Here is a 13,981-nt window from a genome sequence, read left to right on the forward strand (position 1 = left end):
GTCAACCGACAGTCGCGGCTGGAACCCGGTGCTCCATGAAGAAGCGCGCCATCTCGCGACTCGCGTCCGGGCCGCGCGGATCGGTGTAGGACCCGACCGCGCTGCCGCCGGACCAGGCGTGGCCCGCCCCGTGCAGGACCCATTGCTCCAGCACGGCCTGTCCGCTGCCATCCCGGTGTGTCGTCTGGGTAAAGGCCATGCCGCCCGAAGATTTTCCCTGTGCAACCTCCGTGCGGTGCGCCGCTCCGGCTGCGGCCTGGGTCACCACCTGATCCCCATTCACCGGGTGCACGGTGGTGTCCCGGTCGCCGTGGAACACGATGCTGGGGATGCCGGCCTTGGCCAGCCCAGACCGGGTTCCGGCTACCGCCCCGCCCTGCTTCATTGCGGCGAAGGCCGAGCCCATGTCGCGCGCTGCTCCGCAGGCCAAGCCCGAATGGACGCCCACAGCGGCATAAAGATCGGGATACGTGGCCCCCATGATGGCCGCCTTGGCGCCCCCGGCAGACAAGCCCGCAATATAGACGCGTTCTTTGTCCACGGGGAACTCCCCCATGATCGTACGGGTCATCCCGGCGATGAGAGAGGGCTCGCCCTGGTCGCGCTGCTGGTCGGCGGCGTTGAACCAGTTCCAGCACCTGGACATGTTCGCCGCCTGGGTCTGACCTGGGTAGACCACGAAGAAGCCGAACTCCTCGGCCAATTCGTTCATGCGGGTGCCGGCGGCAAAGTCGTCGGGCGATTGCGTGCAGCCATGCAGCATGACCACGAGCGGCAGCGGATCGCCCGAGAACACCGCCGGGACGTAGAGCTTGTAGGGTCGGCTCCCGGCCGCATTGGCAAAGACGCGCTCCTCGAAGCTCGCTCCCGGGGGCACGCTGACGGCGGCATTCGCCGCGGCAAGACCGGACTGCCCCGGCAGACCGGACATGAGGCCCCCGTTCGCCCCGAGTCCGGCCATCCGGTCCATCAAGCCTTTCAGCGCTGGTGGCACCTCGCCGGACGGGCGGCCCGCCGGGTTGATTCCGGCTGGTCGGGCCGCGGCCCGGGGTGCGCTCCAGGCTCCTCCGGTCCGCGCCGAGGGAGGCTCCATGTCGATCATGGGCGCCATGGGCCGCGCCGCGCCGCCTTTTGCCGGCGCGTCAGGCACGGTGCCACGACCGTCCGGGCTGGACGGCAGGGCACCACCCCCTTGCAGGAGCGCCATCGCTTCTTGAAGGCGCCCCTCGCGGGTCAGTCGGGTGGCTTCCATCATGTCGGCTTGCGAAATGGTCTGCATAGGATCGGTTCCTTTCGGGATGGCCTTAGGCCAAGCGAATCCGGACCCCTCGGGATGAAGGGCGTGAAGGTGGGACATGATCCGGCCCTTGGGGCCGAAGGCGTCAGCGGATGCGGTCGGCGAGGGCGGCTTTGACGGCCGGGGCCGCCGACAGCGCGCCCAGCACATGGATCGAGGCGATGGCCTCGCGCGCAAGGTCGGGCGACACGTCGGCCGCAATGACAGCCAGGCCGAGGACCTGGATGTGAAGCACCTCGCCTGCCGCCCTGACCTGTTCGAGATCAGAACGGGTGTAATGGCGCAGGCCCAGATCCAGCTGGTGCCGGGCCACGGTCTTTTTCACGACCTCGTCATGGCGGTCGAGCTGGTTCCGGATCGCCGTGCGGATGAAGTCGGTCCGGTTGGAGTAGAACCCCTCCCGCACCAGAAGGTCGATCTGGCCCAGGTCCACGAAGCCGAGGTTGATGGTGATCTTCTCGCTTTCCGGCAGCTTCGGCCGAAGCTCGTGCACGTTCCCGGCCATTCTTCCATCCTCTCACCATCCCTGTGGATGGTAGTTAGGAGGGGTGCTCGGCCGAAACAAGGCTTCGAGCGCACATCCGTAACCACCAAGAGCGTGTGCGGCAGATAGGGTGCTTATGACCTCTCGCGTGCTGGATGCCCGGTTGTCCTGATGTGTAGTACTCGCAGGAATTACCCGGTGGGTGGAGGGGGATCTAACCATGCGTCTCCGCTCCGAGAGACGCCGGGTGTCTGGATGCGTATCTGGATAAAGCTTGCATTTCGGCTGCCCCGGCCTCATATGCCTCCTGCGAACGTTATTCTCCCTCGATCCACTGTCTCCGTCATCGGCTTCAGTTTCTCGTTGCGACGCTGACCGAGCCGGGCTGCCGCATGTTGTGGGCAGCAGATCAGACAGGAGACAACACGATGGCCAATGGCACCGTGAAATGGTTCAACACCACCAAGGGTTTCGGTTTCATCGCCCCCGATGGCGGCCGCAAGGACGTGTTTGTGCACATCTCGGCCGTGGAGCGGGCGGGCCTGACCGGCCTGAGCGACAACCAGAAGGTCACCTTCGACATCGTCTCCGGCCGCGATGGCCGTGAAGCGGCGGAAAACCTGCAACTGGCGTAAGCCGGTGGAACAGGCCCGGTCGTGAAGCGATCCGGGCCTGTTCCGTACACGACGGGGAGGATGATCCTCGTTATGTTGGGCGGCTGGCGACGAACGCCCGATGTCTTCGATGGACGCCCGTTCCCACCAGCACAGGTGCGTTCGGCGTGACGGGCCCCGGTGCTCCGTCAGGATCGGGTGGACGATGGCCCTTGATCCCCATGGTGCGACGGGGAGCACCCGATGATACCATCGATCGCTCGCCTCTCCGTCATGGAATGATGTGCCACGCTGGCCCGATGACATTGGGGCCTTAAGTGATGACCGTCTTGACGCCGTCCCTTCGTCCAAACTGGAAGATCGCCCGATGAGCCTTGCAGCCCCGAGCCCCGCCACTGCAAGCCGCAGTTGGCCTCAACGGCTGGCTCGCTATCACCAGCCGAGCACATTCCGCAGCACCCTGGAGATCGTGATCACCGTGGTCCCATTCATGGCTCTTTGGGCCCTGACGGTCCTGGCGGTGATGAACGATCATTGGTGGGGACTGATCCTCACGGTTCCGGCGGCCGGCTTTTTGGTACGGCTGTTCATCCTCCAGCACGACTGCGGGCACGGGTCGCTGTTCCCGAACCGCCGCGCCAACGACTGGACCGGTCGGGCGCTCGGGGTGCTCACGCTGACGCCTTACGACTATTGGCGACGCACCCATGCCATCCACCATGCTTCGGCCGGCAACCTCGACAAGCGAGGCATCGGCGACGTCCATACCCTTACGGTGGCCGAATATCGCGCCCTGCCCCGCGCCGGCCGCATTCGGTACAGGCTGTATCGCAACCCTGTTGTGATGTTCGGCCTTGGGCCCGCCTATCTCTTCTTGTGCCAGCACCGGTTGCCCATCGGCCTCATGCGCGCGGGCGTGCAGCCCTGGGCCTCCACGTTGGTGACGAGCCTCGGCGCAGCACTTCCGGCCGCAGCGCTGATCTGGTGGATGGGGGTCGGCCCCTTTCTCCTCGTGCAGCTGCCAATCACGCTGATGGCTGCGACGGCTGGGGTCTGGCTGTTCTATGTCCAGCATCAGTTCGACGAGACGCACTGGTCCCGTCCCCCCGAATGGACCTTTCAGCACGCCGCGCTTCACGGCAGCTCCCACTATGACCTTCCGGCGGTGCTGCGCTGGTTCACCGGCAACATCGGGATCCACCATGTTCACCACCTGTCCAGCCGGGTACCCTTCTATCGGCTGCCTCAGGTTCTGGATGACAATCCCGAGCTTCGCGATGTCGGCCGCATCACATTTCTGGAAAGCCTCAGGGGCGTGAAGCTGGTCCTGTGGGACGAGGACTCCAAGCGGCTGGTCACTTTTCGGGAGGTCCGGGCGGCTGGCAAGGCTGCTTCGATCCCGGCCTGATCAAGACCATCGACGTTGTTCCATCTGCCGGACGCGGTCAGGGCGATGGAACGAACCCGCCCCCTGACCGCAGCAAATTCTCGGGAGCAAAGCCATGGCCAAGGGTCAGAAGCGGTCGAACAAGGAAATCAAGAAGCCGAAGCAGGAGAAGCCCAAGACGGTTGCCGCATCGCCCTTCTCCAAGGGAGTCGCGGCGCAGGATGCCCCCAAGAAGAAGTGACGTCTGAGGCGAGGCGCCGGCCGAGCCTCGCCCGGGCACGAACCTCTTTCGGACAGATCGGGGCCTCACGCTCGATCGTTGCTGCGAACGACAGTGGTGACAGCGACCTCCACGGTCACGATCGGGAACGCCTCGGCACCGTCGACATAGCAGCCCGGTACTGGGCTGCCTTGCGCCATGTCGCGAAGCTCCGACACAGGGATCAGGTTTGCGTCACCCATGCTGCGGTTCGCGGGATCGAAGGTGATCGAACCCGCGCCCGGCACGAAGGCCTAAGCTTAAGTGTAGGTGCTGTCCGCACCTTGCGATTGGTTGACGTGCTGTCCTTGAGTCAGGTGATGAGTTCTGATGCGGGTCACACGACGCTATTCATGCCTCCTCGAACCCGAGGAGAGACAACGGGTGGTGAGCAGTCTGGCGCGGAAGGCGGCAGGCTCTCGCTCCCACATCCGGAGATGTGGCGCAATCGGATGAGGGGCGAGGATCTCATACGTCGAGGCACCGGCAGCCTACCGCGCACCAGCAACCCTGGTCGGTGGAGCGTGAACTCCAACCGCGTTCCCGCTTCGGCCACAAACCTCAAGGCACTATGGCCCTGCGGTCCTGATCGAGATCGGCCAAGCGCTGGCGGAAGAACGGCACGGTCCGTTCAAGCCCTTCATCGAGCGGGACCGTAGGGCTCCAGTTCAGGAGGGAGCGGGCGAGGGTGATGTCGGGACGCCGCTGCTTGGGATCGTCGATCGGCAGGGGGCGCCGCTCGATCCGCGAACGGCTTCCGGTCAGTGCGAGAACCTTTTCGGCGAGTTGAAGAATTGTGAACTCTCCCGGATTGCCGATGTTGATCGGGCCAGTCACCTGATCGTCCGATTCCATCAAACGCATCAGCCCGTCGACCAGATCGTCCACGTAGCAGAAGGATCGGGTCTGTCCGCCGTCCCCATAGACGGTAAGCGGCTCGCCCTGCAGCGCCTGCATGATGAAGCTCGATACGACCCGGCCATCGGCATGGTGCACCCGGGGACCGTAGGTATTGAAAATCCGCGCGACCTTGATCTGGAGGTCGTGCTGCCGATGGTAGTCGAAGAACAGCGTCTCTGCGCATCGTTTGCCTTCGTCATAGCACGACCGCGGCCCGATCGGATTGACGTGGCCCCAATATCGCTCTTCCTGCGGATGAACCGTCGGGTCGCCATAGACCTCGGAGGTCGAGGCCTGCAGCACCTTGCAGCGCAACCGCTTTGCAAGGCCCAGGGCGTTCATCGCGCCAAGCACTGACGTCTTGGTGGTTTGAATCGGATCGAGTTGATAATGGATCGGCGATGCCGGACAGGCGAGATTGTAGATCTCGTCGACTTCGACATAAAGCTGTTGCGTCATGTCGTGGCGAATGAACTCGAACCGTGGATGGCTATGGAGGTGATCGATGTTCCGCTTCGTACCCGTGAACAGATTGTCCACGCAGATGACCTCGTGACCCTGATCCAGCAATCGATCGATCAGATGTGAGCCGATGAACCCCGCCCCTCCCGTGACCAGGATGCGTTTACGGCTGTCATAAAGTCTGGCCATTCGTGAGAACTCTCTTGGAAATCGGCAGGGCTGGCGGGGAGGTCGACCGTCCAGAATATGCATCACGCATTCATTACAGGAGCCTAAAGACAGCTCATTGGTCTGTCGCGTCGGAAACCGTTGTGAGAAGGACACGGGCGATGAGGCCGGAACCGGTCCGGTTCATGGCATCGGTCGAAACCTGATGGACTTCGATGGGACCCGTGCGGCTCACGGACCAACCGTCCGGGTAGGCTTTCCCCCAACGTCAGATCAGATCCAGTGTCTTTTGGACCTCGGCCGCGTTCACCTCGAACTCGGCAGAGCCTCCGGACCCGATGACATAGGCGTAGCGCTGGTCCTGCCGGTCGGTGAAGATCTTGAGCTGGGCCACCACGCGCTCTGGCGGTTGCAGCACGAACAGAGTGGCTTTCGGTGGCATGAGCATAATGCCATGGGTGAGATGGCTGCCTTCGACACCGGCCACAACCTCGGCACCGCCACAATCCTCCAGAATGCGGGCGACGCTCGCCGTGGCTGGATCGAGAATGCGGAAGCCCCGCGTCCGCGCAAGCTCCTCGGCGATGGCAGCCTCGTTCCGGAGCAGACGCCGGTCTCCGGTCAACCCGCGCAGGATGAAAACCCCGGCGTGCGACGGAGGGGTTCGGCCCGCCAGCACACGACGCCGGAGATCGGCAGCGCGGGCAGCGCGTCCCGCGTTGTTGGCAAGATCCTGAAAGAACACGAGGTCTTGGAAATGTACGGCGTCTGTCCGGTAAGGCTTCATGCCAAGAAGGGCCTCGTATTCGGGCATGTGCCCACCGGATGCCGTCCGTGACGTAACAGGTCGGCCGTGCGCCTCTGCCAGGCGGTAGGTCAGGCAGTCCTCGGCCAGCCAACTTGCGAACCAACGATTGCCCAGCCAGCTTTCGTACAACACGCCGTCCAGGCATTCCGTCGGCGGCGGATAGGCAAGCTGCTGCCATGGCCGGGCACGCAAGTGGCGAACCGAGCGGCGTCCATAGAGAACACCGCCCACCAGATCGACGTTCTTGACGCGGAAGCCCAGCGTCTCCCCTTCCACGATCTCGAAGTCGCCGGCAAAGCTGCGCTGGATATCGGCGGCGTCCGAGAACAGCGTTGCCCGCATCCGGTCCAACTGGCCGGGCAGGCAGATCGCGGGCGGAATATACGCGACAGAGGCCGGCATCTCGACCCAGCGTTCGACTGCCTCGGCCTCCAGATCGTGATAAGGACGCTTCGCCACCTTCCAAACCCGATCAAGGGCAGGCTTGAAGGAGATCATGGGGCGACTCCGCCCTCCGAAGCCACGGGCGAGGAGGTCCGCCCCAAGTCGAAGCCGGTGCCGTACCGTGCCTCGAACCGGTCGGCGAGAGCGCCCAGTTCCTGCGCAAGCGCGGGCTGGTCAAAGACCCGGCCTCGCAGGAACTGTCCCTCGAATAGGGCAAAGACGCTCTGCGACGGCTCGGTCCGCATCTCCCGCAGACGCCGGAAGGCATGGTCCTTGGCCACCCGATAGGCCTGCAGGTGGAACAGATGCAGCGGGCTGCTGGCAATCGCGCCAACGAAGCGGATGAAAAGATCGAGCTGATCAAACGGGATGGACCGGACTTCGCAGACCCGGCCGATCCCTTCCAAGGCCTCCAACTCCTCATAGACGCCGAACCGCTGATCGACCCCGGTCAGGCGCCCGTCGATGTCGAGGATGGGAAACAGCGGGTAAAGGCGGCAGACCGTCGGCCTGTGGCCATGGACGCAAGCGCATCCCGGGCGAAAGCTGACCACGGACTCGAGGGTGATCGCCCGATTGCCGGGCAAGATGAACTCGGACCGCTTGTGCTTGTATTCTCCGAACTGGTCCAGCCGCCCGGTGCGCTCGAGAAACTCGTACTCTCCCGGCAACAATGGAAGTTCCTGGAAGTGCTTCTTCCCCATGAGCATGAACCGGCTCTTGTGCCGAGAAAAGCTGCAGCAGTGGGCATCGCCGCACTTGGTCCAGCAATTCGCCTCATAGACGAGGTCCATTGCATAAAGTGCATCCCAATCGACCGCGGAGCCCCCATTCACGCTAAAACCACCATCCATACCAGAACCCCCAGCAAATCACACGGAATGGTTGCTTGTAGAAACTACGGAACTTGGATGACTATGCCCCGTGCAGGTACTTAGAGACAGCAGATTTTTGCGTTTCGGCATCCGTCTGCTTGGCGCGTCCGACAAAGCCGATAAAATCGGACGAACTTTGCCGTTTCAGGCACCCGGCCTGTGGAACTACCAGCTTCGATGGACACACGGGGAACGAAGCAATCCGTACTCAGTCCAAACCCACCGTTGCAACGTCGGAGGCTTGGTGCGTCTGCCCGGGGTCCTGAGCCGATCCGCGGTCGCTGTCTGCCTCTTGGCCCAGATACCAGCCGCGTGTCACGTCGCGGAACCGCGCGCCCTCGACCAGCACCTCATGGGGTGGGCCATGGCTTATGAAATGGAGCGGGCTTGCGGTCAGGCCATAGGCTCCGCTGGAATGCACCGCAACCAGATCCCCTTCTTCGATGCGCGGCATTGATACGCCCGTCGCCAACCGGTCGATCGAGGTGCAGAGCGGCCCGACGAGGTCGATCTTCTCGGCAGGCGCGCCACCGCCGACCCGGTGCATTCGGTAATTGCGGCGGATGACCATGCCGAAGTGACCCGAGGCGGGAAGATGGTTGTTCATGCCCCCGTCGCAGATGCCGATCCGCGTCCCGCGCGACTCCTTGACCGAGGTGACCTGCGTCAGGAAGTACCCGGCCTCCCCGACCAGATACCGTCCCAATTCGAGCACGAGGCGCGTGTCCCGAAACCTCGGTTCAGCTTTCAGGGCATCGAGATCGGGGCCAGCGCCGTCGGCCACTGCCATGAGATCGAGCGGGTTGTCCTGGTCGTGATAGGGAATGCCCAAGCCCGATCCGAAGACCAACGTCTCGGGGCGGAGATCCAGGTCCTCGCAGACGCTGCGGAAGACCTCGATGAAGATGCGGTAGTTCTCGCATATGGCTTCGGGCCTCAGGGATTGAGTGCCCGAGTAGATGTGCAGCCCGACAACCCGAAGATGCCGCAACGCCATGATCCGCCGCAGATCGTCACCTGCCGTCTCGACATCCAGGCCAAACGGGCTGGGCCGGCCGGCCATGTGGTCGCCGAACCCCTTCGGCACTCGGGCAGGTGACAGGCGGATCAGAACGTCCTGCCGCCGCCCCAGACTTTGGGCCACACGGTCCACGGCCACGGCCTCGCGAAGGCTTTCAAGGACCATCTCCCCGACACCGCCGGACACCGCATCGACGATCTCGGCCGTCCGCTTGCCGGGCCCGGTGAAACTGGCCCGGTCCGCGCCCCAGCCCGCAGCCTGGGCCAGCCTGAACTCCCCGATGGAGGACACGTCCACGCGCTCCACTCGATCGGCGAGCCACCGCAGCAATTCGGGATTGGGATTGCACTTGGCTGCATAGCTGAAGCTGAACCAAGGCCCGAGCGCGGCACGAAGTTCGGACAGGCGACGTTCGATGGCGTCGGTCAGATAGACATAGGCGGGCGTGCCAATCGCATCGGCTACCTCGCGCAGCAGATCATCGAGGGCGGTCGCATCAGAGCCGGGAAGTGACATACGCCTCGATCCTCTGGGCGGTGTCAAAGTTCTCCAGCGTGACGTCGCTCGCCCGGACCTCGATCTTGGCGTTCTCCTCGACGAAGCCGATCAGGTTCAGCATGGCGACGGAGTCCAGCACCCCTGTCGAGAACAGCGCGCTTTCGGGGTCGATCGGCTCGTCCACGTTGAGCTCGCCCTTGAGGAACTCGATCACGTCGTGGCTAGTCAGGGACATCGAACATCTTCTCCAACAATGGCGGTCAGCCCGGCTTTCGAACGCGAGATCACCTGAGGTCGGTCCAGCTTTCCACTGGCGGTGCGCGGCATGGGCCCGGCCCATGGCTGGATGCGGCGCGGCACCATGTAGTGAGGCATCGCACGTCTGCAGTAGGCCATCATGGCCGCCCCGCTGAAGCCGTCGAGGGGCGTCAGGGCCACGTGCACCACCTGCCCCAGATCGTCGTCCTCGACGCCATAGGCCACGATGTCCGCCGCGAGCCCACTGCGCGACACCAGATCCTCGACCTCCGTCGGGCTCAGTCGGAAGCCGCTCGTCTTGATCATGTCGTCCATCCGCCCGACGAACCACAGGTCTCCATCCTCATCGACGCGGACGAGGTCGCCACTGTAGACGACGGGCGCGTCGCCGATCAGGTCGGAGAGTTCCGGACAGGGCCGGATCTTCTGGGTGGTCAGATCAGGCCTCTGCCAATACCCCAGGCTGACCAGCGGCCCAGCGTGTACGAGTTCCCCCTGCTCCCCCGGGCCCGCAAGGCCCGCACCGTGCTTCACGACGAAAACTTGGGCGTTCGGAACAGCTTGTCCGATGGAGCCCATCTTCTGGCTGAACTTCTCGGGCGGCAGAAAGGTGGATCGGAACGCCTCGGTCAGCCCGTACATCAGATAGATGTCCACGCCCGGAAAGACGGCCGGCATAAGCTCCAGGATATTGGGCGGCAGTTTGCCCCCCGTGTTGGTGATCCGCCGCAGCGACGGCATCGTCGCGCGAGTCTCGTCCAAGTATCGAACGACCTGATTCCAGAGTGGCGGGACACCGGCAAAGCCCGTGACCGCGTGGTCGCGCACCGTCCTGACCAGTTCCGACGGGATCGCGACCGGTTGGTGGACCACCGATCCGCCGACCCGGAGCATCGTGGTAAGCTGGTTCAGCCCCGCGTCGAAGCTGTAGGGCAGCACGCTGAGGAGCCGATCATCCTCGCCCAGGTGGAGGTAGTCGATCACCGTCTCCGCCCCGATGCAGATGTTCGCATGGGTCAGCATGACGCCCTTGGGCATTCCGGTCGATCCGGAGGTGTAGATGATCATGGCCAGGTCGCCTTCAGAGACCTTGACCTCTGAGCCTTGCGCCGGTCCAGCACCCATCCGGGCCACCGCGTCAAAGCCCGGCGGAAGCCCTTCGTCGGCTCCGGCGACCAGCAGCCGCTGAAGCGTCGCGGGGCGGGACCAGCTGGACAAGGGGCGAAGCCCTTCGCGCCCGATGATCAGCGCCTTGGCTTCGCAGTCCGAGGCGACGTAGCCCAGTTGTTCAGGGGTCCATTGAACGTTGACGTTTACGACGACCGCGCCGATCTTGGACGCGCCGAGCATGGCCGCGACCTCGGGAATGCCTTTGCGCACATGGACGATCACCCGGTCGCCCGGCAGGACCCCAATGCCCGCGAGGCTGGCCGCCACTCGGTCCACCTCTTCGGCGAGTCCGGCGTAGGTGATGCTACGGCCACCTGCGTCGCCATCGATGAGCGCGATCCTGTCCGCGTGGCCCGGAAGGTTGTCCCCCAGAAGGCGATAGATGCTGCGCCCCCCGCTCACCACGTCCCTCCGCTCCGGCCGGTGCCATTGTCGCCCTGGGATGCCCCTTTGGCAACGAACGGGGTCAGCCGCGCGAAGACCCGTCCGGGCGAGCCGATCACGATGGAGTCCGAGGGCACGTTCCGCGTGACCGCCGTGTTGGCCCCAATGCGAACGCGGTCCCCGACCCGGATCGGTCCGAGCACGGCACTGTTCACGCCGATGAAGACATCGTTCCCGATCACGGGAGCGCCAGGGCCCATGTTGGTCCCGATGGTCACGTTGTGCATCACCCCGACCCGGTCACCGATGACCACATCGGGGTGGATCGACAAGGAGCCCTCGGCATGGATGATGTGGAAATCCTCGCCAATGATCGCCTCGGGCGAGATCCAGACCTTGGTGATGTTGAGAACGAACAGCCTCAGGACTCCATAGCCCTTGCTGGCAACCCATCGCCCGACCGGGTTCCTGACTTTCAGGGCCCAATTCCCATACCGATAGATGAGGAGCGAGATCAGCGCGGGCTCCGCCAAGGACCGGCCATGACGCTCGTAATCCCCACGCACCACGGCGAACCAGGATGGCTTCTCGCGCGACCGCTCGTGTTTGGAACCAAGATCCTCAAGCAACATGCCGATGGTCCCTGCTTCCAAACAATGCGTCGCGTTCAACTTCAGGCAGAACCAACCGCATCGCAAGCACATCGGCACCATGGCCCGACGTCAACATGTAGTCCCGCCGGAGGCGATCCTGCAAGCACGCAGGCCCGAGGTTCGGACGGACCGGACACGTTTCCTTCCGATCCGAGAGGAAACGTGATGCCTCCTGCTTACCCGAAATGTGCGGCAATTTGGTCTCCGATGCCACGGGAGGCTGAACGTCCTTCCTGAGTATCGAAAACGCCGTCGAGACACCAGACAGGTGACCTGACTTGCAAAAGCCATCGCTGGACGGCCAACCCAGGAGATCGGACGGCTGAAGCACCTGACATCCAGCAGCCAACCCTATCGGCAGACCGCTTGATAGTGCACCTGAAGGAGGATCTTGGGCCATCCCAAGACAGAACATATGGCCAGTTGCTTCCACGAACGGCACTCGTCACTACACAATGCACTGCGGCCACTCTCAGTATACAGGATCGCTTGTCGGAAGAAACGGGCCTTGTACCCGGATCCCGCAAGCTGGGACGTTGATCCTAGGGACTTGGGTTTACAGCGTCGCCGCGGTCCTGCCGCCAAATGTCCGGCCGCCCTTCGACAAAGCGGATGATCTGGGCCGCTGCGGACCGGTGATCCTTCAGGGACGGATGCCAATCGCAGGCCGTGCGTTCCATCTCGGGCAGGGCGAGGAGTGCGACCCGCAAGTCGCCTGCCTCGCGAAGCGTTTGGACGATGGCCTCCTGAGCGGCCAGGTAGGTGGCACCATAATCCCTCAGTGCGACAAGGAGGATGAACGCATCGGGGTTCCTCACCCTGAGATGACGGATGAAGGCGCGGTAATGGGCCTCAAAGTCCTGGCGCAGCGCAGTCTCGTCGGGCCACTGCTCCCCAAGCCCCAACGGCAGCGCGAAATCGTTCGATCCCAGCGCCAGCACGAGCAGATCCGGCCGCCAAGCCGCGCCACTCCAGGGCGATGGCTCGCCGAACACCACCCTAGGATAGAGGGACATCATCGTGTGGCCCGGATCGGGCGGACCGTAATTTCGAACAAGGCCGATACCGGAGGCGGCCATGATCTGGTAGTCGGCCCCGAAATGCCGCGCGATCTGGGGCGCGAACGACCTTGCGGTATCGGTCCACTGAAAGATCTCCTCGTCCGTGCAATCCCTGTGGGGGGCCATGTTTCCATAGCCCACGCTGTCAGAATCTCCGACGAACTCGATCTGCCGCCCCAAGGGTCGGGGGGGCGGAGCGGACAATCCACCGCGTGGAACATGGAAGCCCAGGAAGCTGCCGGGCTCGGAGGACTGGCTGACCTTGTCGAGCCGAACCTCGTGGCGCCCCGGCCCCAGGCCCGAGATCAGGAAAGCGCGCCGCTCCGGTCGAGTGATCAGGACGACTGGACCTGCCCCATCGTCGACGGTGATCCTGTAGCGATTGATCGGGTCGTCGAAGGCCACGGCCAGCGCGTCGCCACCGAAGGCCGCCTCGGCGTAGATCCCCGGCCACTGGTGCCGGATCCCTGTTCCTGGAGTCTCCGACCGGACCTCGGCCACGCGGCCCATGACCCTGGACGGCAGCGCCCGACCGCCGGCGGCGACAAGGTCTTTCAGATTTGTCTCCGTTATCACGGGGGCGGCCGCTGAACCTGTCGTCTCGATAAGAACGTGCTCGGCCGATGCACGGATCGGCTGCGGGAGGGCAGTGGCCCGAGCGATGACTCGGTCCTGCTGCCAAGCGATGGTGAAAAGGGACAGGACAAGGACCAGAAAGGTCGACATCGCTGTCAGCCGCGCCACAATGCGTCCCCACAAAAAGGATCAGGCATCGGGCCCGATCCGCACATGCCCCCTGTATTTGGCCCGTCGCGATTGCACCGACGCCATCGCGGCTGTCCTTCGGAGAACCGACGCCACCAGTGTTCGCCAATCTGAGTGACGGAGCAAGGGGCTTGGCTCTGTTATGCCGTCTCCGGCGGCGCCAGCCGGTACCAGTGCCCGTGAGTGTCGTTGCCGCGCGGGCAAAACAAGCGAAACTGTCGGTCCGTCCTCTGGCACGACACTGTTGGCGCACCCTGTCAGGGGGCCTACGCGCCATGAACCATTGCTGGCCCACCCGAGCCGAAGCAGGAGACGGATCCGCTCTGACCCCGGCCCTTCCGGCTCGGAGACCGTTCAGCGTCCTGACAGCGTTTCCTCTGGACCGGGAGGCAGCAGCGCCCTTGGGCGTTCGAGAGCCTCGGTCCCGGACCCCCTAAGCGGCTGCGCTATCGGGGCAGCAGGTGCAGTCAGGC

At 64.0% G+C, this 13,981-nt stretch carries 14 protein-coding genes; 3 read left to right on the forward strand and 11 right to left on the reverse strand.

Annotation, left to right across the window (positions count from 1 at the left end; genetic code table 11):
- Nucleotide 1 precedes the first annotated feature (1 nt).
- Both FHG66_RS11810 and FHG66_RS11815 read right to left on the reverse strand, forming a co-directional pair.
- Nucleotides 2-1,279 (reverse strand): extracellular catalytic domain type 1 short-chain-length polyhydroxyalkanoate depolymerase, encoded by a 1,278-nt coding sequence (locus tag FHG66_RS11810; RefSeq protein ID WP_139076990.1) that lies wholly within the window; start codon nucleotides 1,277-1,279, stop codon nucleotides 2-4.
- 103 nt (nucleotides 1,280-1,382) lie between these two features.
- Nucleotides 1,383-1,802, reverse strand: a complete 420-nt coding sequence (locus FHG66_RS11815) for a CopG family transcriptional regulator (protein WP_139076992.1) — start codon at nucleotides 1,800-1,802, stop codon at nucleotides 1,383-1,385.
- A gap of 407 nt (nucleotides 1,803-2,209) precedes the next feature.
- On the opposite strand from FHG66_RS11815, the gene FHG66_RS11820 reads away from it, so the two are divergent.
- From FHG66_RS11820 to FHG66_RS22620, 3 genes are all read left to right on the forward strand, one after another.
- Nucleotides 2,210-2,416: a cold-shock protein gene (locus FHG66_RS11820; RefSeq protein WP_139076994.1), complete on the forward strand. Its 207-nt coding sequence runs from the start codon at nucleotides 2,210-2,212 to the stop codon at nucleotides 2,414-2,416.
- A 346-nt stretch (nucleotides 2,417-2,762) separates the two neighbouring features.
- On the forward strand, nucleotides 2,763-3,803 hold the full coding sequence (locus FHG66_RS11825; RefSeq protein WP_139076996.1) for a fatty acid desaturase: 1,041 nt from the start codon (nucleotides 2,763-2,765) through the stop codon (nucleotides 3,801-3,803).
- Between the two features lie 94 nt (nucleotides 3,804-3,897).
- Nucleotides 3,898-4,023, forward strand: a complete 126-nt coding sequence (locus tag FHG66_RS22620; RefSeq protein ID WP_281282926.1) for a hypothetical protein — start codon at nucleotides 3,898-3,900, stop codon at nucleotides 4,021-4,023.
- A gap of 65 nt (nucleotides 4,024-4,088) precedes the next feature.
- Here FHG66_RS22620 and FHG66_RS21595 read toward each other — a convergent pair whose 3' ends face one another.
- From FHG66_RS21595 to FHG66_RS11865, 9 genes are all read right to left on the reverse strand, one after another.
- Nucleotides 4,089-4,244 carry a hypothetical protein gene (locus FHG66_RS21595; RefSeq protein WP_176556225.1) on the reverse strand — a complete coding sequence of 52 codons (156 nt, stop codon included), beginning with the start codon at nucleotides 4,242-4,244 and terminating at the stop codon, nucleotides 4,089-4,091.
- 358 nt (nucleotides 4,245-4,602) lie between these two features.
- Nucleotides 4,603-5,592: a UDP-glucuronic acid decarboxylase family protein gene (locus FHG66_RS11830; RefSeq protein ID WP_139076998.1), complete on the reverse strand. Its 990-nt coding sequence runs from the start codon at nucleotides 5,590-5,592 to the stop codon at nucleotides 4,603-4,605.
- A gap of 247 nt (nucleotides 5,593-5,839) precedes the next feature.
- Nucleotides 5,840-6,877: a glycosyltransferase 61 family protein gene (locus FHG66_RS11835; protein ID WP_139077000.1), complete on the reverse strand. Its 1,038-nt coding sequence runs from the start codon at nucleotides 6,875-6,877 to the stop codon at nucleotides 5,840-5,842.
- Complete coding sequence (locus FHG66_RS11840) at nucleotides 6,874-7,533, reverse strand: hypothetical protein (RefSeq protein WP_139077002.1); 660 nt, start codon at nucleotides 7,531-7,533, stop codon at nucleotides 6,874-6,876. The genes FHG66_RS11835 and FHG66_RS11840 overlap by 4 nt, the downstream gene beginning before the upstream one ends.
- Nucleotides 7,534-7,906: 373 nt before the next feature.
- Entirely contained in the window at nucleotides 7,907-9,235 is a 1,329-nt protein-coding gene (locus FHG66_RS11845) for a type III PLP-dependent enzyme domain-containing protein (RefSeq protein ID WP_139077004.1), read from the reverse strand.
- The gene (locus FHG66_RS11850; protein ID WP_139077006.1) at nucleotides 9,216-9,452 is read right to left on the reverse strand and encodes an acyl carrier protein; all 237 of its coding nucleotides are present in this window, start codon (nucleotides 9,450-9,452) and stop codon (nucleotides 9,216-9,218) included. Before FHG66_RS11850 ends, FHG66_RS11845 begins: the two co-directional genes overlap by 20 nt.
- Nucleotides 9,443-11,047, reverse strand: a complete 1,605-nt coding sequence (locus FHG66_RS11855; protein WP_246082570.1) for an AMP-binding protein — start codon at nucleotides 11,045-11,047, stop codon at nucleotides 9,443-9,445. Before FHG66_RS11855 ends, FHG66_RS11850 begins: the two co-directional genes overlap by 10 nt.
- Nucleotides 11,044-11,661, reverse strand: coding sequence for a serine O-acetyltransferase (locus FHG66_RS11860; protein WP_139077010.1), 618 nt, complete (start codon nucleotides 11,659-11,661; stop codon nucleotides 11,044-11,046). The genes FHG66_RS11855 and FHG66_RS11860 overlap by 4 nt, the downstream gene beginning before the upstream one ends.
- A gap of 563 nt (nucleotides 11,662-12,224) precedes the next feature.
- The gene (locus tag FHG66_RS11865; RefSeq protein WP_139077012.1) at nucleotides 12,225-13,469 is read right to left on the reverse strand and encodes an SGNH/GDSL hydrolase family protein; all 1,245 of its coding nucleotides are present in this window, start codon (nucleotides 13,467-13,469) and stop codon (nucleotides 12,225-12,227) included.
- Nucleotides 13,470-13,981 lie beyond the last annotated feature (512 nt).

Source organism: Rubellimicrobium rubrum, from assembly GCF_006152115.1.
Taxonomy (GTDB): Bacteria; Pseudomonadota; Alphaproteobacteria; order Rhodobacterales; family Rhodobacteraceae; genus Rubellimicrobium; species Rubellimicrobium rubrum.